Here is a 22,322-nt window from a genome sequence, read left to right as displayed (position 1 = left end):
GAAACCATCGCCCGGCCGCGCCGGTGGGCGACCCAAAAAAGGGGACGCGGGTGATCCATACGGTCTGGCCTTATCTGGCGGTGATGTTGCTGGCCGCCGGGCTGTTTCCCGCCGTGGAACGCCGCTTCAACTGGCGGATTTTCAATGTGCTGCCGCCGATCGTGCTGACCTATCTCTTCGTTACCGCGATGGCGGTGTCGGGCGTGTGGAAAGTCGACGATGAAATACGCGCGGCGCAATCGATGCTCACCACGCACATGGTGCCGGCGCTGCTGTTTCTGCTGATGATCAATTGCGACTTGCGTGCGATCTGGCGATTGGGGCCACGCGTGCTGGCCGTGTTCGTCTGCGCGACCATCGCCTTGTTCGTCGCCTTCATCGCGACCTTTCTGCTCTATCACCGCTGGCTGCCCGGAGACGCCTGGCAACCGCTGGCGGCGTTGTCCGGAAGCTGGATGGGTGGTACCGCCAACATGATCGCGGTGAAGCAGGCGATCGGCATGTCCGATCACTATCTGGCGATGTCGCTGCTCACCGATGCGCTGTGTTACTCCATGTGGGTCGTGGTGCTGTTCTCGGTGGCGCGGCTCGCCGTGGGGTTCAATCGCTGGACCAAGGCAAAGTCCAGTGGCGACATGGAAGTGGCCGAGACGCCGGTGACTGGCCCGACCACGTACGACAGCGTGCTGCTATGGCTGGGCATGGCGCTCGGTGTAGCGGCGTTGTCGGGCTGGCTGTCGAGCTGGTTGCCGATCGGCGCCATGGTCAGCGACACCACCTGGACCATCCTGCTCGCCACCGCGGCCGGACTGGTGGTGGCGCATACGCCGCTGGCGCGGTTTCCCGGCGCGGGCACGATTTCCAGCGCGATGCTGATCAGCGTGGTCGCCGTGCTCGCTTCGCAAAGCAACTTCCAGGGCATCGCCGCTGCGCCGCTCTATCTGCTGTGCGGCGTCACCATCATCGCGATCCACGCGGTGCTGCTGATCGGCTTTGCCAAACTTTTTCGTTTCGATCTTTATCTGTGCGGCATTTCTTCGCTGGCGCTGGTCGGCGGTGTCGCCGCCACGCCGGTACTGGCCGCGAGTTACTCGCGTGCGCTGGTGCCGGTCGGCGTGCTGCTCGCCTTGCTCGGTTACATCCTCGGCACCGGCTTCGGCTTGCTGGTGGCGACCGTGATGTCGGCGTTGGCCGCGCCGTGAGCGCACTCACTACAGGAGCATGATCATGCGACTTCCGCTCATTGCCGCGCTGCTCGCGATCGGTCTCGCATCGAACGTTCACGCGCGTGCAGACGTATCGACGACGGCCATTCCGCCATCGGGTGTGATGGGCGTTGGCGATGCGCAGCTCACGCCGGAATACTGGATCGGCCTGCAGCCGCAACCCGATCGCGAGATTCTTTCTCGCGCAGATATCGACGCTGAAAACGCGCAGCTGCTGAAGATCGATCCGTCGATGCACGATCTGCGCGCGCTGCCATCGACACTGACGCGCGCACAGGTCACCGGCTGGATCGACGACATCTCCGAGCGTCCGAAGAAAGCGTTGTACGACGTCGATAGCCGGCCCGTGACGAAGGCCGCAATGGATGCGATGGTCACCAACCTCGCGCTTTCCAGCGTGCCCGCGCAGCAGGCGACGCGTTACGGGTTGGTGGTGCAGCGTGCGTCGTTGCGTACGTTCCCCAGCAATCTGCGCGTGTTCACCAGCAAAGGCGACACCGACATCGATCGCTTTCAGGAGACCGCCGAGTTTCCCGGCGTGCCGGTGGTGATCGCGCACGCAAGTCGCGATGGCAAGTGGCTGTTCGTGGTGAGCCCGCGCTATGCGGCGTGGACCGAAAAGCAGAACATCGCCGAAGGCAGTGCCGAACAGGTCTTCGGTTACGCCGACAAGAAACCGTATCGCGTGATCACCGGCGCGACCGAACGCACCGTGTTCACCCGCGAGGTGCCGGGCGTGTCGCGACTGCAACTCGACATGAGCACACGCGTGCCGCTGCGCACGGACCTACCGCCGGATCAACCGGTGAACGGGCAGACGCCGTATGCCACCTACACGCTGGAACTGCCGTTGCGCGATGCCGACGGCAAGTTGCAGTTCACGCCTGCGCTGCTGCAGAAGAACACCGATTCCGCCGTGGATTACCTGCCGCTGACGCCGGCCAACGTCATCCGCCAGGCGTTCAAGTTTCTCGGCGAGCGCTACGGCTGGGGCCACGGTTACAACGGCCGCGATTGCAGCGGCTTCGTGTCCGACGTGTATCGCAGCATGGGCGTGGAAATGCCACGCAACACCAGCAAGCAGGCGATCAGTCCGGCTTTGCGGCATCGCGTGTTCACCGACGCCGACAGCCACGATGCGCGCCTCAAGGCAGCGCATGAGCTGCAGGTCGGCGACCTCGTCTACATCCCCGGCCACGTGATGATGGTGATCGGCCAGCGCGACGGCGAGCCGTACGTGATCCACGACGTGCTCGGCATGACCTATCGCAAACCCGGCGGCGGCTTCGGCCACGTCGTGCTCAACGCGGTATCGGTTACGCCGTTGTTGCCGAACCAGTTCAACGACCACCAGACCTACGTCGATCGCATGACCAGCATCGTGCGCATTCGCCACTGAATCCAAGTGACGCCGATAGCGCCAAGGACATGGACTCCATGACACACAGCCTCAAGAAAATCGCCTCATGAAAATCACCGAGATCACGTTCGGCATGTTGCGCGTGCCACTGAAGACGCCGTTCAAGACGGCCCTGCGCAGCATCACCACCATCGAGGACATCGTGGTGATGGTGCATACCGATGAAGGCAACATCGGGTACGGCGAAGCGCCGGCCACGGCGGTGATCACCGGCGACACGCACGGTTCGATCGTCGATGCGATTCGCCATTACATCGCGCCCCGGCTGATCGGGCAGGACATCGCCGATCTCAATCGGCTGACCCAGCTGATCCAGGGTGCGATGGAAAAAAACACCAGCGCCAAGGCGGCGATGGAGATCGCGATCTACGACCTGTGGGGCCAGCTTTACAAGGCACCGCTGTACAAGATGCTCGGCGGCGGCGATCCGGCGATTACCACCGACATCACCATCAGCGTCGACTATATCGACAAGATGGTGGCCGATTCGGTAGCCGCGGTGGAGCGCGGATTTGCATCGCTGAAAATCAAAGTCGGCAAGGACATCGGCGTGGACATCGAACGTGTTCGCGCGATCTACGCCGCGGTCGAAGGTCGTGCCCTGCTGCGGCTCGACGCCAACCAGGGATGGACGGCCAAACAGGCGGTGTTCGCGTTGCGTACGCTGGAGGACGCGGGCATCAAGCTGGAGCTGATCGAGCAGCCGGTGAAGGCGCGCGATCTCGAAGGCATGCGCTACGTCACCGAGCGCGTGCACACGCCGGTGATGGCCGACGAAAGCGTGTTCGGCCCGATGGAAGTGATCGAGCTGATCCGCATGCGTGCGGCCGACATCATCAACATCAAGCTGATGAAAACCGGCGGCATCTCCAACGCGATACGCATTGCCGACATCGCAGCGATGCACGGCATCGACTGCATGATCGGCTGCATGATCGAAACCAGCATCAGCGTGGCCGCGGCCGTGCACGTGGCGGTTGCCAAGGCCGACGTGATCACCAAGGTCGATCTCGATGGCCCATCGCTGTCGAAATTCAATCCGGTCGACGGCGGCGTCATCTTCAACGAGTCGGAAATCTCCGTCACCGATGCGCCAGGCCTCGGCATTCGCGAAATTCGTGGACTGGAAAGGATCGACTGATGTCGCCACTGGTCAAAATACGCTCGGAGCGTGACCAGATGTCGGCGGTGGAGCGGCGCATCGCCGACTTCATCCTCGAGAACGCGCAGCTGCTGCGCGACTACTCCTCGCAGCAGCTCGCCAACGCGCTGGGTATCAGCCAGTCCAGCGTGGTCAAGTTCACGCAGAAGCTCGGCTTCAAGGGTTATCCCGATCTGAAATATTCCGTCGGCGAAGCGAATGCGCGCGCCGACAACGGCGATGCACCGCAGGTCCATGCAGACGGCAACGGCGAACGCAGCGGATCGATCGCCGAAAACCTGTGGCGACAGAAATCCGAAGCGGAGGAAACCACGCGGCTGATCAACAAGCCTGCGGTCATACAGAAAGTGGCGGACACCATCGAGCACGCGGGCCGTGCCGGCAAGGTCTTCATCATCGGGCTGGGCGAGGACGACATCTACGCGCGCAACTTTGCGCTGCGGCTGTCGCTGCTCGGATTCCTCACCGTGCACAACTTCGACACCGCGCGGATGACCGCCAACGTTTCCGCGGCCGGCCCCGGCGATGTGCTGCTGGTGTTTTCGGAACATGGCAACCATCCCGCGCTGTGCAAGATCAGTCGCTACTTTCGCGAGCATCGCGGCAAGGTGATTTCGGTGACGCGGCACACCGCGAATCCGTTACGCACGCTGGCCGATCTTTCGCTGTTGGTATCGGCGCACGACGAGCTGCCGTACATCCAGCCGCTGCTCTATCAATCGGCGCTGCAGCACATGCTGGATCACGTGTTCGTGCTGCTGTGCGAAGGGCACGACGACCGGCGCACGCAATTGCTGACCAACCTCGATCGCATCCAGACGATGCTCGAACCCTAATCTCTTCACCTTCAAGGCGAGTTCGCATGTCGCTTCCACGATTCCATCCTTCGCGTATCGCGTCCGCCGTCGCTTCGGTCGTGCTCTGCGCTGCGTTTAGCGGCGGCGATCTGCACGCGAATGAAACCGGCGCATGGCAATCGTCGCGCCAGCTGGTGCTGGTCACGGTAGCGGGCTGGAACACGAATCACGGTACGTTGCGCACCTTCTCCCTTGGCCCGCATGGCTGGATTCCGGCGGGCATCGATGCGCCGGTGACGATCGGCAAGAACGGCGCGGGTTGGGGACTCGGGCTCAACACACCACGCAGCGACGGACCGGTGAAACATGAGGGCGACAACCGCAGTCCGGCCGGCGTGTTCCGCATCGGCACCATCTTCGGTTATGCAGACAAGGCCGATACCGCGATGCCATATCGCGCGTTGACTGCCACCGATTACTGCGTGGATGTGAGCGGTGCCGCGCAATACAACCGCGTCGTCGATGCGAAGGTGGTCGGCGACGCGGCGGTAAAAGGTTCCACCGAGCCCATGCGGCGCGATATCCACGCCAACGGCGATCAACGCTATCGCCTCGGTTTCAATATCGAGCAGAACCCGGAGGCGAAACCGCTGGCCGGAAGCTGCATCTTCGGTCACCTGTGGAAATCGCCGACCGACGCCACCGCCGGCTGCACCGCGATGACACCGACGACGATGCAGTCGCTGGTCGCCTGGCTCAAGCCGCGGGACAAACCGGTGTTCGTGCTGCTGCCGCAAAACGCTTACCTGAAACTGCGCGCGCAGTGGAAGCTGCCGACCATCGCGAAGGATTCCACCCGATGAGCCCGACCGCGCGCGTGCTCGTGGGCTTGGTGGCCGGCGCGGCCATCGGCCTGGTGCTGGCCGCATGGCATCCATCCCTGGCTTTGCAGGTCGGCAACATCGCGCAGCCGATCGGCAAGCTGTGGTTGAACGCTTTGCAGATGACCGTGGTGCCGCTCGTTCTGGCGCTGGTGGTGATCGGCGTCAACACGGCGAGTGATGCAGCAGCATCCGGTCGCATTGCGCGACGCGCGATCGTGGTGTTCATCGTGCTGCTGACGCTCGGCGCGTTGTTCACCGCGCTGGCGGCGCCGTGGGCGCTCAAGGTGTTTCCGCACAACCCGGCACTGGCAGCGGCGCTCGATCACGCCGCAGTGTTGCCGGCTGCGCAAACGGTACCCGTGGGATGGATCGATTCGCTGGTGGCGATCGTGCCGAGCAACGCGGTGAACGCCGCCGCGCAGAGTGCGATGTTGCCGCTGGTGGTGTTTGCGTTGTTCCTCGGATTTGCGCTGACCCAGATCATGCCGGCGCGACGCACGATGCTGGTGGAATTTTTCCAGGCGATCGCCGACGCGATGATCGTGATCGTGCGCTGGGTGTTGTGGGCTGCGCCACTCGGCGTGTTCGCGCTCATTCTTTCCGTGTGTGCGCGCGCGGGTCTCGGCATGCTCAGCGCGCTGGGTGTGTACGTGCTGACAGAATGCGTGATGTACATCTCGGTGGCGCTGATGATGCTGCCGGTGGCGATGTTCTTCGGTGGCGAACGCATTCGTCGTTTCGTGGCCGCGTTGTTGCCGGCACAAGTCGTCGCGGTGAGCACGCAGTCGTCGCTGGCATCGTTGCCGGCGATGCTCGAAAGCGCGGATCAAAAGCTTGGTTATCCCGCACCGGTCACAGCGCTGGTGTTGCCGATGGCAGTGTCATTGTTCCGCCTCACCAGCCCGGTGCAATACATGACGTCGGCGGCGTTCATCGCGTGGGCGTACGGCGTCGACCTCACCGCTGCGCAATTGATCACCGGCGCGTTGCTCGCGGTGGTCATCAGCCTGGGTTCGGTCGGGTTGCCGGGCGCAGTGACGTTCATCGCCACCAATCTGCCGGTGGCACAGGCGATGGGTCTGCCGCTGAGTCCACTCGGTCTGATGCTCGCGGTCGACACGCTGCCGGACACGCTGGCAACGCTGGGCAATGTCACTGCCGATCTCACTGCCACGAGCGTGGTAGCGCGACAATCGAGGGACGATACCGCGTGAACGCAGACACCACCGACTTCGATGCCATCGTGATCGGTGCCGGCATTGCCGGCGCATCGGTCGCGTATTTCATGGCGCCGCATGCGCGCGTGCTGGTGCTGGAACGCGAAGCCTATGCGGGCATGCATTCCACCGGCCGATCGGCGGCGCTGTTCAGTGAAACCTACGGCTCGCCGCAAGTGCGCACGTTGAGTCGCGCGTCGCGCCGGTTTCTGGTGAATCCGCCGGAAGGTTTCGCCACTCAGCCGATTCTCTCGACGCGGGGCAACACGATCATTGGCGCCGCCGAACACGTTGACGAGATACTTGCGTTGCACGACGCGATGGTGACGTTCACGCCGAGTCTCGAATTGCGCGACGCGCGAAAAATTCGCGACACCGTGCCGGTGCTCAAACCCGAATTCGCGCAGATCGGATTACACGAGCCGGGCGCCGCGGACATCGACGTCAACGAACTGCATCAAGGTTTTCTGCGCGGCTTGCGTTCGCGCGGCGGGCAACTGCGTTTGAATGTGCATATTCGTGCGATCGATCACGGCGCGAGCGGCTGGCAGGTCGACACTGGCGAGCGCGCATTCAGCGCACCATTGCTGTTGAACGCCGCCGGCGCGTGGGTGGATCAAGTGGCGACGATGGCTGGCGTCGCGCCGATCGGCATCACGCCGAAACGTCGTTCGGCTTTCGTGTTCGATGCGCCGGACGACGTGGATATCTCGCACTGGCCGTTCATCACCGCGTTCGACGAAAGCTTCTATTTCAAGCCCGACGCCGGCCTGTTGCTCGGCTCCTGCGCGAATGCCGATCCGGTGTCGCCGCACGATGTGCAACCCGAGGAATACGACATCGCGCTTGGCATCCACCACATCGAGGAAGCCACCACGATGACGATTCGCCGACCGCGCAGAACCTGGGCAGGTCTGCGCTCGTTCGTCGCCGATGGCGATCTGGTCGGCGGTTTTGCGCCCGATGCGCAGAATTTTTTCTGGGTCGCGGCGCAAGGCGGCTACGGCATCCAGACCTGCGCAGCGATGGGCGAAGCCTGCGCGAATCTCGCGTTGGGAAGAGAGCTGCCTTCGGCACTGGTCGATGGCGGCGTGACCGCGGCGCTGCTTGCTCCGCGAGCTGCGCTCTATGCGCACAGGAGTGCGATGCCATGAAACGAACCCGAATCGGTTTGCTGATCGCCAGCAATCCGCGCACGCATTACCGAAGTTGACTTCATGTTTGTCTGTTGGGGAATTCATTAACTGGCAATGGCCATTGATCGAACGGGGTGTACGTCAATGAAGAATCAAGAATCACGCGCGTCGCGAAACAAAAACTATCAGCGCAAGGCACTGGCGCTTGCGATCGGCTCCGTCACCATGGGTTTTGCCGGTGCTGCGTGGTCGCAGGCGACTACTGGAACCATCTATGGCACGGTGCCGGCGGCGGCCAATGAAGCGATCCAGGTGACGGGTGGCTCCGGTTTCAATCGCACCGTGCCAGTTGGATCGACAGGCAAGTTTTCGATCACGCTTCCAGTCGGCACGTATACGGTATCGCTGCTGCGGGACGGGCAGGTTGTGCAGAGTCGCAGCGATGTCAGCCCGGTCGCGGCCGGTGCCGTGTCGGTCGACTTTGCCAATGGCGCTAGCACCGTCAATGCGCAGAATCTCAATGCGGTCAACGTGTCGGCCAATGCGATTCCGCCGATCGACGTGACCACGACCAATCAGGTAACGACGATCACCGCCAAGCAATTGCAGCAGCTGCCGCTGGCGCGCACGGCGGAGGACATCGCCATGCTGGCGCCGGGCGTGGGCATGGCCTCGCCGCAATTGGGCAGCGGCCCGCTAGGTACGCCGATCAATGTGTTCGGCGGTGCGTCGGCGGCCGAGAACGCGTACTACGTCGACGGTATGAACGTCACCGAGGCGCTCAACAGCATGGGCGGCGTCACGCTGCCGTATGGCGCCATTGAGCAACAGCAGACGTTCACCAGCGGCTATGGCGCGCAGTACGGACGTTCCATCGGCGGCGTGATCAACCAGATCGGCAAGAGCGGCGACAACGACGTGCATTTTGGTGCGCGCGTGTTGTGGCAGCCGGCGAGCCTGCAGTCCAATCCGGTCAATTACTACTACGCCAATCCGCTGTACACAGAACCGGGCGGCCAGCCTGGCGACATTGCGCTTTATCGCAATCGGGACAAGGGCACCGAGAAAATATACGACGCTTACATGAGCTTTCCGATCATCAAGGACAAGCTGTTTCTCTTCATCAGCGCCGAACAGGACGACACCGATTCCAGATCAACCGATGAGTTCGCCGGCGCCGGCGGCACGACCAACCTGACGACCATTCACGCGCCAAAGCTCTATGGCAAGTTGAACTGGAACATCAACGACAGCAACACCCTGACGGTGACCGGTTTGAGGAACGCGTACAAGACCTGGACGAATTCCTACGGCTTCGACTACAACACGTTGCAACGCGATAACGAGGCCACGCAGGATCCGACGTACAAGAACGTCTTCAACATGTGGACGGTCAACTACACCTCGTATCTCACTGACAGCCTGACGCTCAACGCGATGTTCGGAAAAATGCACGGCGAGTATCAATCGCAGCAGCCGACCTATGCGGGCTACGATCCGAGTTTGCCGCATATCTCCAGCGCGTCGCAGCAGGATCCGGCGTTTGTACCGCCGGGTGGCATCGAGAATTCGCAACGCTCATCGGAAATTTCCGACCCCAAGCATGCCGAGTCGATCAGCAACTACCGCCTGAGTCTCGACTGGAAACTGGGTGACCACGATATCTCGTTCGGTATCGACAACATCAACTCCTACGATCTGGATGATGGTTCGCAGAACCCTGGCCCGGGCTATGAATGGATCTACGGGGAAAATGCTCCGGGCGTACCGTCTTTCGGCGTCGACCCCGCGGTTCCACCGTATGCAGCTCCGTCGAACCAATGCGGTCCGCCAGACGCCGCCGGCAACGTGAAATGCTATTACGTGTCGAAGCACGTCGACCTCAGCGTCGCCTCGGTCCATGTGGCTCAGCGTGCGCAGTACATCGAGGATAACTGGCAGATCACGCCGACCCTGCTGCTGAACATCGGCCTGCGCAACGACCAGTTCACCAACTACGACGGCTCGGGCGTGCCGTATATCCGCGAGACCAAACCTCAGTGGGCGCCTCGCCTGGGCTTCAGCTGGGACGTGCATGGTGATTCCACGCTGAAGGTGTTCGGCAATGCAGGTCGCTACTACCTGGCGCTGCCGGATAACGTGGCGTTGTCCATCGCCGCACCGGTGATCAATGCCGGTCAGTACGGAACCTACACCGGCATCGATCCGAATACGGGTGTGCCGATCGGATTCACGCCGCTGCCGCAGAATCCGTCGACCGGCGTATCCGTCGACAGCGAATATGGTCAGGAGAAAGATCCGCGCATTTCGGCCGCGCAGAACATTAAGGCCGAGTTCTCGGACAACTACGTGCTGGGCATGCAGCAGCAATTCCAGATGCTGGGTACGTCGTGGGTGTTCGGCGCCACCGGCACCTATCAGCGCATGAATCGCATCATCGACGACTACGATGATGAGCAGCAGGAGTGCGCCGCGGGCGTAAGGCAGGGCTACGCGTGGATGACGCCGGCCGACTGCACTATGTACGCCCAAAGCCTGGTCTTGATCAATCCTGGCGTGACCAACGACATCCTGATGAAAGCACCGGATGGTTCCTTGGTGCCCGTCAAGTTCACCAGGCAAGATCAGGGTTTCGTCAAGGGACCGGAACGCAAGTACTACTCGCTGGATCTGTCGCTGGAACATGCCTGGGACGGCAAGTGGTTCGGCAAGTTCGACTACGTGTTCTCACGTACGTGGGGCAATGACGAAGGCCCGGTGAGCACGTATTCGCAGCAAGGTGGATCGTACGAGTCGATCACCACCGCGTGGGATTTCCCGGAGCGCATGGAGTATTCCAGCGGCATCCTGCCAAACAGTCGCCAGCACCAGTTCAAGATATTCGGTGCCTATGCGCTCACGCCGGACCTGACGGTCGGCGCGAACCTGTACATCACCTCGGGCACGCCGAAACTGTGTCGCGGTGCGTACGGGCCGACTCAGGTGGCGTTGAACGGTTCGCACACTTATTTCTGGTGCGGTGGAAAACCGGTACCGCCGGGTTCGCAGGGCTTTACACCCTGGACGCACGATGTCGGTGTGAGCCTGGATTACAAACCGGGTTGGGCGCAGCACAAGCTTGACTTCAATTTCGCGGTGTTCAATCTGTTCAACCAGCAGACACCGATTTTCTACAACGACTCGTTCGGCACCACCAGCAGTCCGAATGTCGACTTCGGAAGGGTCGAGAACACCCGGTCACCGCGCTATGGAAGGTTGTCCGTCGCGTACGATTTTTGATCGCTGCGGCGAACCAACGGACGCCGGGCGCGTGCCCGGCGTCTTTTTTTGCGACCGCCATCCTTGGCAGTCGCCCTTCGGGCTATCGCTCGCGCGATGTCAAATCGTTCCAACGATTTTTTGCAGCGACTACATGACTTGTGTAGCCTCCCTCGTTGAAACCCCATGGAGTTTTCATCGATGCAGGGTCCGATTCGATCGCCGCTTTCGCCGCACGCTGCCGACATGTTGGCGCGCGCGCGACAGGCATGGGCGCAGCGACAGTTCGATGTCGCCGAACGATTGATCCTGCAGGTGCTGGCAGCGGCACCGAACGATGCGGAGGCGACGCGCATGCTGGGCACGGCCGCGCAGCGGCGTGGCGATCACGCCAAGGCGATCGACTGTTTTCGTCGCGTGTTGCCGGTGTGGCCGGACGACTCGGATTTGCGCATCGGGCTCGGCATTGCGTTGCACGAACGTGGCGAGATCGAAGAAGCACTCATGCAAATGCGCCATGCCTGCAAACTTGCGCCGGACTCCGGTTCGGCCTGGTTCAATCTCGGTGAGGCGCTGTGGCGACAGACGCAGACGGAAGAATCCATCGTCGCGCTACGGCGCGCGCTCGAACTCGTGCCCAACTACATTCCCGCGATGCTTTCGCTGGCCCGCGCACATGCGAGCCTCGGCCGGATCGATGCCGCGGTGAACGGATTCCGCAGCATGCTGAAAGTCGATCCGGGCAACGCCGAAGGATGGTTCGGTTTGTCGAACCTCAATACGGTGCGCTTCGACGCCGCCGATGAGGCGTCACTGCGCCAAGCGCTCGCGCGGCCGAACATGCCCGATCGTGATCGCGAGTTGCTCGGCTTTACCCTGGCCAAGGCGCTGGAAGATCAGCCCGATTATGCGCAGGCCTTCGACATGTTTCAGGTCGCGAATACATCGCGGCGCAAGCGGGTGAAGTGGGACGCCGCAGGAGAGCATCGGCGCGTCGAGGCGATTCAGCGCATCTTTGCGAACGACATGCCGCAGCCGATTGATTCCGATCTCGGTCGCGAAGTCATCTTCATCGTCAGTATTCCGCGTTCCGGTTCGACGCTGGTCGAACACATCCTCGCTTCGCATTCCGAGGTCGAGGGCGCGAACGAGATCAAGGACATGTCGCAGGTGGTCGATGCGGAAACGCATCGTCGTCATTCGGCGTTTCCGTTGTGGGCGCCGGACGCGACATCGCAGGACTGGCAGCGTCTCGGCCGCGAATACCTCGCGCGTACCGCGAGCTGGCGCAGGAGCAAGCCGCGCTTCACCGACAAAAGCCTGGTGACCTGGTATCTGGTGGGCGCGGCGTTGGCGATGTTGCCTGCGGCGCGCGTGGTGATCGTACGGCGCGATCCGCTGGAAACATGTCTGGCGTGCTATCGCCAATGCTTCACCGAAAAAGTCGGCTTCACCTGCGACCTCGACGAGATGGCGGATTACTGCATCGACTTTTTGCACCTGACGCGTTTCTGGCTGGAGAAATTTCCGGGTCGTGTGTTCGATCTTCCATACGAGTCGCTGGTGGCCGAGCCGGAAAGCATGACGCGCCAATTGCTGGATTTCTGCGACCTGCCGTTCGATGCCGCGTGTCTCGATTTTCACCAGACGACGCGCGCGGTGCTCAGCTCGCCCAGCGCGGCGCAGGTACGGCAACCATTGCGCAGCGACACGGCGCGCAGCGCGCTTTATGGCAGCAAGCTCAATCATTTGCGTCAGCGCTTGCGTGACGCGGGCATTTCCGTGGATTGATCGGGTAACAGATCCAGGGTCGCTGGTCGTCATGAGCCGCCGACTCGCGGGTAAATGGAAGGCTATAATGTGAAACCCGCGGCGCGCTTCATGTCGCCTTTCCGCAAGGCCCGTCATGCTTTTGATGATCGACAACTACGACAGCTTCACCTTCAATCTCGTGCAGTATCTGGGCGAGCTGGGGCAGGAAGTGAAAGTGGTGCGTAATGATGCGCTGGACGTTGGCGGCATCCGCGCGCTGAAGCCGTCGCACATCATGATTTCGCCGGGGCCGGGTACGCCGGATGATGCGGGCGTGTCGCTGGATGTATTGCGCGAACTGGGCGGCGAGATTCCGGTGTTCGGTGTGTGTCTCGGGCATCAGGCGATCGGCCAGGCATTCGGCGGCAAGGTCATTCGCGCCAAGCAGATCATGCACGGCAAGACATCGCCGGTGCGCCATCGCGGGCTCGGTGTATTTTCCGGGCTCCCCAATCCATTCGAGGCCACGCGTTATCACTCGCTGGTGGTTGAGCAAGGTTCGCTGCCGGATTGTCTCGAGGTCACTGCGTGGACCGAAAACGCAGACGGCTCGATCGACGAGATCATGGGTTTGCGTCATCGCACGCTGCCGGTTGAAGGTGTGCAGTTTCACCCCGAGTCGATCCTGACTCAGCACGGCCACGACCTGCTGCGCAATTTTCTTGGTCAACCGCTGCGGCTCGCGGCATGAGCGGTATCACGATCACGCCGCAGGAAGCGCTGCAGCGAACGATCGAACACCGCGAGATTTTCCACGACGAGATGATCGCGTTGATGCGCCAGATCATGCACGGCCAAGTCAGCCCGCTGATGACAGCGGCGATCATCACCGGCCTGCGCGTGAAAAAGGAAACCATCGGCGAGATCACCGGCGCGGCGCGTGTGATGCGCGAGCTGTCGGCCAAGGTGCCGCACATCGACGGCGACAACCGGCACTTGCTGGACATCGTCGGCACCGGCGGTGATGGCGCGTCGAGTTTCAATATTTCCACCGCGTCGATGTTCGTGGCGGCAGCGGCCGGTGCACGCGTTGCCAAGCACGGCGGTCGCAGCGTGTCATCGAAATCCGGCAGCGCCGATGTGCTGGAAGCGCTTGGCGCATCGATCGACCTGGCGCCGGCGCAGGTTGCTGCGTGCATGGCGGAAACGGGCATCGGTTTCATGTTTGCGCCGAACCATCATCCGGCGATGAAAGTGGTGGCGCCGGTGCGCAAGGAAATGGGCGTGCGCACGCTGTTCAACATTCTGGGCCCGCTGACCAACCCGGCCGATGCGCCGAACGTTCTGATGGGCGTGTTCCATCCCGATCTCGTCGGCATCCAGGTGCGCGTGCTGCAAGCGCTGGGCGCGAAACACGCGCTGGTGGTCTGGGGGCGCGACGGCATGGACGAGATGTCGCTCGGCGCGACCACGCTGGTCGGCGAACTTCGCGATGGCATCGTGCGCGAGTACGAGGTGGAACCGGAGCAGTTCGGTTTGGCGATGGCATCAAGCCGCAACCTGCGCGTGGACAACGTGGACGAATCGAAAGCCATGCTGCTCGATGCGCTCGCCGGCAAGCCCTGCGTACCCCATGAGATTGTCTGCCTCAACGCAGGTGCTGCACTCTACGCGGCCGATCTGGTCGACTCCATCGACGGCGGCATCGAACGCGCGCGAGCGACGATTGCGAGCGGCGCGGCGCAGGCGAAAATGCAGGCCTTCGTGGCGACCACGCGACGGCTCGCCAAAACCGGCTGAACTATGTCGTGAGGATGGTTGAGCGCCGATGCGGAGTCCGTCATCATCGCCTCATCCCCACGAACATCGACGCCCCATGACCGACATCCTCAATCGCATTCTTGCCCGCAAGGCGGAAGAGATTGCCGAACGCCGGACCAAGCTTCCGCTGACCGAGCTCACCGCACGCATCGCCGATCTGCCCGACACGCGTGGTTTTGCCGCGGCGATCGAATCGAAGATCGCCGCGGGGTTGCCGGCGGTGATCGCCGAGGTGAAAAAGGCCAGTCCGAGCAAGGGCGTGATCCGGCCGAATTTCGATCCGGTCGCGATCGCCCGCAGTTACGAAGCCGGTGGCGCGGCCTGTCTTTCGGTGCTGACCGACAGCGATTTTTTCCAGGGCAGCGAAGCGTTTCTGCAGCAGGCGCGCGCTGCGTGTTCATTGCCGCTGCTGCGCAAGGATTTCATCATCGATCCGTACCAGGTGCACGAAGCGCGCGCGATCGGTGCCGACTGCGTGCTGCTGATCGTCGCTGCGCTGGATGACGACGTACTGATGCAATTGTCGCTGCTCGCCGCCGAACTCGATCTTGATGTGTTGTGCGAAGTGCATGACGAAGAAGAAATGGAGCGCGCGATGGCGCTGCCGGTGCCATTGATCGGCGTCAACAACCGCAACCTGCGCAGCTTCGAGACATCGCTGGAAACTTCGCTGTCATTGCAGTCGATGATCGAATACGACCGCGTGCTGGTGGCCGAGTCGGGTATCCACACGCTGGAAGATGTGCAGCTTCTGCGCGAAGGCGGCATTCAGGCCTTCCTGGTGGGCGAGGCGTTCATGCGCGCCGAGGATCCGGGCAGCGAATTGCGGCGATTGTTTGGCACGCCGTGACTGACGCATTGGAAGAGAAGACATCGCCGGGCGTATGGGGCGACGCAATCGCTGCGCCGCGCGTGGTGTTGTTCGATTTCGATGGCGTGCTGATCCACGGTGATTCGTTCTATCTGTTCATGCGCGAACGCTATCGCCGCTCGTTGCTGCGCAAGTTGCTGGCCTTTCTCTCGCTGCCATGGCTGCTTTTGCGATGGCCGTTTTCAAGGTGGCTGCCGACGTTGAGCCTGGTGCACATTGCGCTGCTCGGCGTGGGGCAGAAGCGTTATGACGCCGCTGCGCAAAGCTTTGCTGCGGCGTTGGCGCGCAAGCCGCGACAGTTCTGTCGCGATGGTCTGCAGGCATTGCGTCGTCACCAGGCGGCGGGTGATCGGGTGATCGTGGTGACAGGTTGCGAACATGCACTGGTCAGCGGCATTTTGCACGAGCTTGGATTGGGCGAGCTGGAACTATTGGCCTCGCAGCTTCGGCCGAGCGGGCTGGGCATGCGGATGAAATGGCACAACGTCGGGCGGCGCAAGACAGCGCAATTGTCCGCATACGGTGTCACTGCGTGGCAAGTCGCCTACGGTGATTCGATAAACGACGCGGCGATGCTGAAAGGCGCCGACGAGGCCGTACTGGTCAACGCCACGCCCAAGCTTTGCAAGAAAATCGAGCGTGCGCTGGGGCGAAGCGTGACACGCGTGGAATGGTTCTGAGCTGCAGTTCGTGACGTGTCCGATTTTGTCGAAACGACTTGCACAGAGTTGCATGAGCTGGTTATGTTAGTGCTTACATAATTTTCAAAGCACGATCATGTATTTGTCATCTCTCACCGAACTAGCGCTGGCAAGTCGCCTGAAGTCGCTCAGCGATCGCTTCTACAACGCCGGCGACGAGGTGTATCGCAACGCCGGCGCGCGAATCGAGTCACGCTGGTTTCCGGTCATGCGTTTTCTCTGGGAACAGGGCCCGGCAACGGTGAACGACGTCGCCGCCGCCATCGGGCAGACCCATTCTGCAGTCAGCCAGCTGACCGACAAGCTGGTGCGTGCCGGCATGGCCAAACGTCAAGGCGATGCTGCCGACGGACGACGCAGCCTGTTGACCTTGACCACCAAGGGAAGTCGCGCGCTGGCCGAGCTCGGAATCGTTTGGGCGGCTATTCGACAAGGCGTGAAGGATTCGCTCGGTGCGGAAGGCACGCAGCTGCTTGCGGCCATCGAAGCGTGCGAACGCGCGCTGGACGAGCAACCCATTGTTCCGAATATCTTGAATCGACATGCCGCACTGGCAGCATCGAAAGTCGTCATCGTGCCTTTTCGCACAGAGCTGCGCGAACATTTCCACGCATTGAACGCGGCATGGCTCAGGAAGTATTTCGTCATCGAGCCGATCGACGAAAAAGTGTTGCGCCATCCGGAGGAATTCGTGCTGAAGCCTGGCGGCGCGGTTTTCTTCGCCATGCTGGGCGATGAGGTGATCGGCACGTGTGCCTTGTTGCGCGACGCGCCCGGCGTGTACGAACTCACCAAGATGGCGGTGGACGAATCATTTCGCGGACTGGGCGCAGGCAGGCAATTACTGGACGCGGCCATCGACGAATTTCGTCGGGGCAAGGGCACGATGCTTTTTCTCGAGTCCAGCAAGAAACTCAAGCCCGCGCTGCACATGTATCAACGCGCGGGATTCGTTCTGCAATCGGCCAATCGTCCGGACTCGCATTACGCGCGTGCGGACGTGTACATGATTTATGCGCCGCCGAAAAAATCGGCAGCAAAGCCGCGCAAACGGATAGCGGGAAAGGCTTAGCGCGTGCCGCGAACCACGATGGTCTTGCCCGAGACGTCGATCATGCGCTGCTCTTCGAGTTGCTTGAGCACGCGACCAACCATCTCGCGCGAGCAGCCTACGATGCGGCTGACTTCCTGGCGCGAGATGCGAATCTGCGTGCCGTCCGGATGCGTCATCGAATCGGGTTCCTGGCAAAGGTCCAGCAACGTGCGCGAAATGCGGTTCGTCACATCCATGAAGGCCATGCGGCTGACCTGGCGCGATGTGCGCAGCAGACGGTTGGTGAGCTGCGCGCCGATCGAGAAGAGGATTTTCGGGCACTCCTCGCGCAGCGGTCCTTCCATCAACTGGAACAGGCGCTCGTAGCTGACCTCGGCCATTTCGCAAGGCGTGCGCGTGCGCACCATCGATTCGCGCTGCGCCTGTTCGACAAACAGACCCATCTCGCCGATGAACTGCCCGCGGCTGATGTAGGCGAGGATGAGCTCGCGACCTTGCTCGTCTTCGGTGCAGACCGCGAGCGAACCGTCGATTACGTAATAAAGCGTATTGGCGGGATCGCCCGGGCGGATGATCGCGGTCTTGCCCGGATAGCGCCGGCGGTGGCAGAGCGCCAGAAAACGTTCCATCGAAGCAGGGTCGGGTGCGAAGCCCAAAGGTGCCTGTGAACGTTCGAAGGCCTGTTGAAGCTGATATTTGAGTTGCGCCACGCTAGCTCCCGATCCACGTTATTCCGGGCGGCTACCGCGATCGCAACATGCGTGCCCGCACCACCCCAAGTCCTGCATTATGGCAAACCTTGACGGCCTGCCGCAGGTTCAGTTTTTATACCTTTTGCTTCATACTTGATGGTCTTCCGACGTCGAGTTGTCGCACGCCGGTCACAAGGGTCGCGGAAGGTTGCTACCTGCGCGTCACACCATCCAGCGGGGACCCTTGTCGCTAACCCGCCTCTATTGCTGATCGTCACCGGTCATGGAGAGCCGTCTTGGTCAAACCACTTCCCCGTCTGCGCCTGCAGGGTTTCAACAACCTGACCAAGGCCTTGAGCTTCAACATTTACGACATCTGCTATGCGGTGTCCGAAGACCAGCGCCGCAACTACATCGAGTACATCGATGACCAGTACGACGCCGACCGCCTGACGCAGATTCTCACTGACGTGGCCGAGATCATCGGCGCGAACATCCTCAACATCGCACGCCAGGATTACGACCCGCAGGGCGCGTCGGTGACGATGCTGATCTCTGAGGAACCCGTGCTGGAGAAGCTCGGCCGCGACACGATTTCCGGTGCGGTCGTGGCGCACATGGACAAGAGCCACATCACCGTCCATACCTACCCGGAAACCCATCCGCACAATGGCATCGCGACGTTCCGCGCGGATATCGACGTGGCGACCTGTGGCGTGATCTCGCCGTTGAAGGCGCTGAACTATCTGATCGACAGTTTCGAATCGGACATCGTAGTCTGCGATTACCGCGTGCGCGGTTTCACGCGCGACGTGAAGGGCAAGAAGCACTTCATCGATCACAAGATCAATTCGGTGCAGGATTATCTGGCCAAGCACATCCGCCAGAAATACGAGATGTTCGACGTCAACGTGTATCAGGAAAACATGTTCCACACGAAGATGCACATCAAGGACTTCGACCTCGACACTTACCTGTTCGATTCGCATGCCGACGATCTTTCGTTCAAGGAGCGCCAGCGCATCGAGTCGCTGCTGCGACGGGAAATCGAGGAGCTGTTCCACGGCCGCAACCTGATGTGAAAAAAAGCCCGCCGAAAGGCGGGCTTTTTTTATGGCTTTTGTAGGAGCGCACCCTGTGCGCGCAGTCCCTCTTCGTGCCACGAAGGATCGCGCACAGGGTGCGCTCCTACAGCCGATAGGCGACGGTCTTCATCACCATCGAGCTGAGGTGCATCAGTTTCGGCAACGGAAATGGCAGGTCGACACCGCCTCGTTGCTGCGCCGCCTGCGCATGCCGGATTTCGTCGGCCTGCATCTGTTCCAGCACGACGCGTGAGCGTTCGTCCTGCGCAGGCAATTGCTCCAGGTGTTCGGCGAGATGCGCTTCGACCTGGCGCTCGGTTTCCACCACGAAGCCCAGGCTGACCGGATCGCCAGCCAACGCTGCCGCTGCACCGATCACGTAGCTGCCGAAATACCACAGCGGATTGAGCAAGCTTGGGCGGCTTTCCAGTTGTTCGAGACGTTGCGCGCACCATGCGAGGTGATCGGTTTCCTCGGCAGCGGCATGCAACAAGTGATCGCGGTTCTCCTCGCTGCGAGCCAGCGCGGCCTGCCCGAAGTAAAGCGCCTGCGCGCAGACCTCGCCGGTGTGGTTGATACGCATCAGGCCGGCGGCGTGCCGACGCTCGGCGTCCTCCATGTCTGCCTCGTTCACTGCGGCGGCGGGGGACGGGCGCGTTGACTGCGGAGAACCGGCGATGGCTTCGAGCGCGCGCTCGCATTTGCTCAGCAGATGATCGAAGGAGGTCAGATTCCGCACACTCATGGGATGTTCGGTTCCAGTTGTTGCGCCAGAAGGCTTAATGGATGTTGCTGCAAGAGTGTATGGCCGTGTTCGTCGAGGCCCGCAGCCAGATGCAGCCGGCAACCGATATTGGACGACAACAACTGCTGTGGCGCCAACGCCGTGATCCGTTCGAGTGTGCCTTCGCGCAGCCGGGCGGCGCGCTCGGGGAATTCCAGCATGTGCGTTCCGGCGGCACCGCAACAATAAGGTGGCCGCGGCAGGGGCATGACTTCAAGATCGGGAATACGCCGAAGCAGGGTAATGAGTGCGGCGTCACTGCGCGCGACATTGACCTGAGTACACGGCAAATGCAGCGCGATGCGTTGAGCCAGCGGACGAAAGCGCAATGCGTCGGCGCGGTCGGCCAGCAATTCCACGGGGTCGGCGACCGCGACGTCAGGCAAAGCGCGGCGGAGCGTGCCGATACAGCCGGGCGTGACCGAAACCAGGAGAGTCGCGCCGCTTTTCGCCCAGGCTTCCCGGACCTGTGTCGCCGATTGCTCCGCAGCCGCGCTCGCACCACCGTGCAGATCCATCGCGCCACAGCAGAAAGCTGGCAAGACGCTGACCCGATAACCAACGTGTTGCAACAACTCGATGGCCGACTGCTGGGCCTGCGCGTCCATCACGCTGGCCACGCAGCCGGGAAACAGCGCAACGATCCGGCCTTCGATATTATTTGTGGTCTGGGCGGCGCGCGCGCGTGCTGACGATGGGGAAGACGGCAAGGCCATCAATGCGCTTCGCAACATCGATGCAGTCGGCAGCCATGCTGCCAGTGACCCCTTCCAGCGAGGAAGGGAGGTCGCCCCACCTAGTTGCTGCAAACAGCGCAACAGACCAGGTCGCCGGAGCATCCCAAGCAACCATTTTGGTCGCTCCTTGTCGGGACCGAGCATTGAACGGGTCTGGATCAGCAGCTCATCGTACTGAACATGCGCGGGGCAAACTTTTTCGCAGTTGAGGCAGCCCAGACAGTGATCCAGATGCGATCTCAGCTCCGATGTCGGGTCGACCAGGCCGCGCGCGAGTGCCGACGCGATGGCGATTCGCCCACGCGGAGACTCGGCTTCGCTCCGGTCGAGCGCATAGGTCGGGCAGACGGGCAGACAAAGCCCACATTGCACGCATTGGTCCGCCAGTTCGGCGATCCGGCCCGCAGGCGTGCGCATGGGGGACTTTTCAAGCGGCATGCGGCTCATGCTATCATTGCCAGCTCACAGCCCGCCGGTCGGCGGACTTGCGCCATAGATGACGGCTCCGCTATCATCTCGCGCCTTTGATCTACCGATTACGCGTACCGCCTCACGGCGGCAGAACAGGTATTCTGAAATGAAAACGTTTAGCGCCAACGCAGACAACATCAAGCGCGACTGGTTCGTGGTGGACGCCACGAACAAGACGCTCGGTCGCCTGTCGACCGAGATCGCCCGTCGTCTGCGCGGCAAGCACAAGCCGGAATACACCCCGCATTGCGACACCGGCGATTATATCGTCGTCATCAATGCGCAAAAGGTGCATGTCACGGGTGCCAAGCTCGACGACAAGAAATACCACCGCTTCACCGGCTACATCGGCAACCTGAAGACGACCAGTCTGAAGGACTTGTTGGCCACCTATCCCGAGCGTGTGATCGAGATCGCCGTCAAGGGCATGCTGCCGAAGAACCCGCTGGGCCGCGAGATGTATCGCAAGCTCAAGGTCTACGGCGGTGCCGAACATCCGCATATCGCACAGCAGCCGCAGGCGCTGGAAATCTAAGGAATCATCATGACGACCCAGCAGAATTACGGCACTGGCCGCCGCAAGACCTCCGCCGCCCGCGTGTTTCTGCGCAAGGGCAAGGGCGACATCGTGGTCAACGGCAAGACGCTCGAACAGTTTTTCGGCCGCGAGACCTCGTGCATGATCGTGCGCCAGCCGCTTGAGCTGACCGACAACATCAGCAAGTTCGACATCATGGTGACGGTCGCCGGCGGTGGCATTACCGGTCAGGCCGGTGCGATCCGTCTGGGCATCGCCCGCGCGCTGATCGAGTATGACGAGACGTTGAAGTCGCCGCTGCGCAAGGCCGGTTTCGTGACTCGTGACGCCCGTGAAGTCGAACGCAAGAAGGTCGGCCTGCACAAGGCACGCCGCGCCACGCAGTTCTCCAAGCGCTAATCCAGCTTCCAACATAGCCCCGTCGCCAAGCGGTAAGGCACCTGACTCTGACTCAGGCATCGGTGGTTCGAATCCATCCGGGGCTGCCAAATACAGATCCCGACCGCCTGCAGACTTGCACGCAAGGGTTCAAGAAGATCCCGCCTCCCGGCGGGATTTTTTTTGCTGTCGAAAACCGCTGAGCGACTGCATGGTTCGGGCACAAGACGACAACTCTGAGCCGCCCTCGTCTGCGCGCACGCCGTGGCTTGGTGGCTAGCCGCCAACGCCGCCCTGCACGTCATCAAGCGATTTGCACCGCGAAAGTTCGGCTGGAT

The 22,322-nt window shown here is 61.7% G+C and carries 20 protein-coding genes and 1 tRNA gene; 18 read left to right on the top strand and 3 right to left on the bottom strand.

The window, feature by feature from the left end; genetic code table 11:
* Positions 1 to 50: 50 nt before the first annotated feature.
* From GSQ73_RS01535 to GSQ73_RS01470, 14 genes are all read left to right on the top strand, one after another.
* On the top strand, positions 51 to 1,202 hold the full coding sequence (locus GSQ73_RS01535) for a DUF819 family protein (protein ID WP_158880315.1): 1,152 nt from the start codon (positions 51 to 53) through the stop codon (positions 1,200 to 1,202).
* A gap of 25 nt (positions 1,203 to 1,227) precedes the next feature.
* On the top strand, positions 1,228 to 2,625 hold the full coding sequence (locus GSQ73_RS01530) for an SH3 domain-containing protein (RefSeq protein ID WP_158880313.1): 1,398 nt from the start codon (positions 1,228 to 1,230) through the stop codon (positions 2,623 to 2,625).
* Between the two features lie 67 nt (positions 2,626 to 2,692).
* Positions 2,693 to 3,787, top strand: coding sequence for a dipeptide epimerase (locus GSQ73_RS01525; RefSeq protein WP_158880311.1), 1,095 nt, complete (start codon positions 2,693 to 2,695; stop codon positions 3,785 to 3,787).
* Positions 3,787 to 4,644, top strand: coding sequence for a MurR/RpiR family transcriptional regulator (locus tag GSQ73_RS01520; protein ID WP_158880309.1), 858 nt, complete (start codon positions 3,787 to 3,789; stop codon positions 4,642 to 4,644). The genes GSQ73_RS01525 and GSQ73_RS01520 overlap by 1 nt, the downstream gene beginning before the upstream one ends.
* Before the next feature lie 26 nt (positions 4,645 to 4,670).
* Entirely contained in the window at positions 4,671 to 5,468 is a 798-nt protein-coding gene (locus tag GSQ73_RS01515; RefSeq protein ID WP_158880307.1) for a L,D-transpeptidase family protein, read from the top strand.
* On the top strand, positions 5,465 to 6,703 hold the full coding sequence (locus GSQ73_RS01510) for a dicarboxylate/amino acid:cation symporter (RefSeq protein WP_158880305.1): 1,239 nt from the start codon (positions 5,465 to 5,467) through the stop codon (positions 6,701 to 6,703). The genes GSQ73_RS01515 and GSQ73_RS01510 overlap by 4 nt, the downstream gene beginning before the upstream one ends.
* The gene (locus tag GSQ73_RS01505) at positions 6,700 to 7,860 is read left to right on the top strand and encodes an FAD-binding oxidoreductase (protein ID WP_158880303.1); all 1,161 of its coding nucleotides are present in this window, start codon (positions 6,700 to 6,702) and stop codon (positions 7,858 to 7,860) included. The genes GSQ73_RS01510 and GSQ73_RS01505 overlap by 4 nt, the downstream gene beginning before the upstream one ends.
* Positions 7,861 to 7,986: 126 nt before the next feature.
* Entirely contained in the window at positions 7,987 to 11,121 is a 3,135-nt protein-coding gene (locus GSQ73_RS01500) for a TonB-dependent receptor (protein ID WP_158880301.1), read from the top strand.
* Between the two features lie 180 nt (positions 11,122 to 11,301).
* Positions 11,302 to 12,891 (top strand): sulfotransferase, encoded by a 1,590-nt coding sequence (locus GSQ73_RS01495; protein WP_158880299.1) that lies wholly within the window; start codon positions 11,302 to 11,304, stop codon positions 12,889 to 12,891.
* A 115-nt stretch (positions 12,892 to 13,006) separates the two neighbouring features.
* Entirely contained in the window at positions 13,007 to 13,603 is a 597-nt protein-coding gene (locus tag GSQ73_RS01490; RefSeq protein ID WP_158880297.1) for an aminodeoxychorismate/anthranilate synthase component II, read from the top strand.
* Positions 13,600 to 14,652: an anthranilate phosphoribosyltransferase gene (gene trpD / locus GSQ73_RS01485; RefSeq protein ID WP_158880295.1), complete on the top strand. Its 1,053-nt coding sequence runs from the start codon at positions 13,600 to 13,602 to the stop codon at positions 14,650 to 14,652. Before GSQ73_RS01490 ends, trpD begins: the two co-directional genes overlap by 4 nt.
* Positions 14,653 to 14,728: 76 nt before the next feature.
* Positions 14,729 to 15,523 (top strand): indole-3-glycerol phosphate synthase TrpC, encoded by a 795-nt coding sequence (trpC, locus tag GSQ73_RS01480; protein ID WP_158880293.1) that lies wholly within the window; start codon positions 14,729 to 14,731, stop codon positions 15,521 to 15,523.
* A complete protein-coding gene (locus tag GSQ73_RS01475; RefSeq protein WP_254063232.1) occupies positions 15,520 to 16,224 on the top strand; it encodes an HAD family hydrolase in 705 nt (234 codons plus the stop codon). The genes trpC and GSQ73_RS01475 overlap by 4 nt, the downstream gene beginning before the upstream one ends.
* Positions 16,225 to 16,321: 97 nt before the next feature.
* The gene (locus GSQ73_RS01470; protein WP_158880291.1) at positions 16,322 to 17,317 is read left to right on the top strand and encodes a helix-turn-helix domain-containing GNAT family N-acetyltransferase; all 996 of its coding nucleotides are present in this window, start codon (positions 16,322 to 16,324) and stop codon (positions 17,315 to 17,317) included.
* On the opposite strand, the gene crp is transcribed toward GSQ73_RS01470, so the two are convergent.
* Complete coding sequence (gene crp, locus GSQ73_RS01465) at positions 17,314 to 18,009, bottom strand: cAMP-activated global transcriptional regulator CRP (RefSeq protein ID WP_158880289.1); 696 nt, start codon at positions 18,007 to 18,009, stop codon at positions 17,314 to 17,316. The genes GSQ73_RS01470 and crp overlap by 4 nt on opposite strands.
* 278 nt (positions 18,010 to 18,287) lie before the next feature.
* On the opposite strand from crp, the gene speD reads away from it, so the two are divergent.
* Positions 18,288 to 19,073, top strand: a complete 786-nt coding sequence (speD, locus tag GSQ73_RS01460) for an adenosylmethionine decarboxylase (RefSeq protein WP_077440970.1) — start codon at positions 18,288 to 18,290, stop codon at positions 19,071 to 19,073.
* 106 nt (positions 19,074 to 19,179) lie between these two features.
* Here the strand turns inward: speD and coq7 are convergent, their stop codons facing one another.
* Together coq7 and GSQ73_RS01450 are read right to left on the bottom strand one after the other, a co-directional pair.
* Positions 19,180 to 19,821, bottom strand: a complete 642-nt coding sequence (coq7, locus tag GSQ73_RS01455; RefSeq protein ID WP_158880287.1) for a 2-polyprenyl-3-methyl-6-methoxy-1,4-benzoquinone monooxygenase — start codon at positions 19,819 to 19,821, stop codon at positions 19,180 to 19,182.
* Positions 19,818 to 21,044: a (Fe-S)-binding protein gene (locus tag GSQ73_RS01450; RefSeq protein ID WP_158880285.1), complete on the bottom strand. Its 1,227-nt coding sequence runs from the start codon at positions 21,042 to 21,044 to the stop codon at positions 19,818 to 19,820. Before GSQ73_RS01450 ends, coq7 begins: the two co-directional genes overlap by 4 nt.
* 130 nt (positions 21,045 to 21,174) lie before the next feature.
* On the opposite strand from GSQ73_RS01450, the gene rplM reads away from it, so the two are divergent.
* The 3 genes from rplM to GSQ73_RS01435 all read left to right on the top strand — a co-directional run bounded on the left by rplM (position 21,175) and on the right by GSQ73_RS01435 (position 22,094).
* Positions 21,175 to 21,603, top strand: a complete 429-nt coding sequence (gene rplM, locus GSQ73_RS01445; protein WP_158880283.1) for a 50S ribosomal protein L13 — start codon at positions 21,175 to 21,177, stop codon at positions 21,601 to 21,603.
* Positions 21,604 to 21,612: 9 nt separating this feature from the next.
* Positions 21,613 to 22,005 (top strand): 30S ribosomal protein S9, encoded by a 393-nt coding sequence (gene rpsI, locus GSQ73_RS01440; protein WP_158880281.1) that lies wholly within the window; start codon positions 21,613 to 21,615, stop codon positions 22,003 to 22,005.
* Positions 22,006 to 22,020: 15 nt separating this feature from the next.
* Positions 22,021 to 22,094 (top strand) — tRNA-Gln (locus GSQ73_RS01435).
* Positions 22,095 to 22,322 lie beyond the last annotated feature (228 nt).

It is taken from the genome of Rhodanobacter sp. L36 (assembly GCF_009765755.1).
Lineage (GTDB): Bacteria > Pseudomonadota > Gammaproteobacteria > Xanthomonadales > Rhodanobacteraceae > Rhodanobacter.
The sequence above is the reverse complement of the archived record's forward strand: the minus strand, read 5'-3'. Positions and strand labels throughout refer to the sequence as shown.

Excerpts from the sequence above, each read along its gene's own strand:
- GSQ73_RS01530 (WP_158880313.1), top strand. The coding sequence starts at position 1,228 with ATGCGACTTCCGCTCATTGCCGCGCTGCTCGCGATCGGTCTCGCATCG.
- GSQ73_RS01525 (WP_158880311.1), top strand. The coding sequence starts at position 2,693 with ATGAAAATCACCGAGATCACGTTCGGCATGTTGCGCGTGCCACTGAAG.
- GSQ73_RS01520 (WP_158880309.1), top strand. The coding sequence starts at position 3,787 with ATGTCGCCACTGGTCAAAATACGCTCGGAGCGTGACCAGATGTCGGCG.
- GSQ73_RS01515 (WP_158880307.1), top strand. The coding sequence starts at position 4,671 with ATGTCGCTTCCACGATTCCATCCTTCGCGTATCGCGTCCGCCGTCGCT.
- GSQ73_RS01510 (WP_158880305.1), top strand. The coding sequence starts at position 5,465 with ATGAGCCCGACCGCGCGCGTGCTCGTGGGCTTGGTGGCCGGCGCGGCC.
- GSQ73_RS01500 (WP_158880301.1), top strand. The coding sequence starts at position 7,987 with ATGAAGAATCAAGAATCACGCGCGTCGCGAAACAAAAACTATCAGCGC.
- GSQ73_RS01495 (WP_158880299.1), top strand. The coding sequence starts at position 11,302 with ATGCAGGGTCCGATTCGATCGCCGCTTTCGCCGCACGCTGCCGACATG.
- GSQ73_RS01490 (WP_158880297.1), top strand. The coding sequence starts at position 13,007 with ATGCTTTTGATGATCGACAACTACGACAGCTTCACCTTCAATCTCGTG.
- trpD (WP_158880295.1), top strand. The coding sequence starts at position 13,600 with ATGAGCGGTATCACGATCACGCCGCAGGAAGCGCTGCAGCGAACGATC.
- trpC (WP_158880293.1), top strand. The coding sequence starts at position 14,729 with ATGACCGACATCCTCAATCGCATTCTTGCCCGCAAGGCGGAAGAGATT.
- GSQ73_RS01470 (WP_158880291.1), top strand. The coding sequence starts at position 16,322 with ATGTATTTGTCATCTCTCACCGAACTAGCGCTGGCAAGTCGCCTGAAG.
- coq7 (WP_158880287.1), bottom strand. The coding sequence starts at position 19,821 with ATGAGTGTGCGGAATCTGACCTCCTTCGATCATCTGCTGAGCAAATGC.
- GSQ73_RS01450 (WP_158880285.1), bottom strand. The coding sequence starts at position 21,044 with ATGAGCCGCATGCCGCTTGAAAAGTCCCCCATGCGCACGCCTGCGGGC.
- rplM (WP_158880283.1), top strand. The coding sequence starts at position 21,175 with ATGAAAACGTTTAGCGCCAACGCAGACAACATCAAGCGCGACTGGTTC.
- rpsI (WP_158880281.1), top strand. The coding sequence starts at position 21,613 with ATGACGACCCAGCAGAATTACGGCACTGGCCGCCGCAAGACCTCCGCC.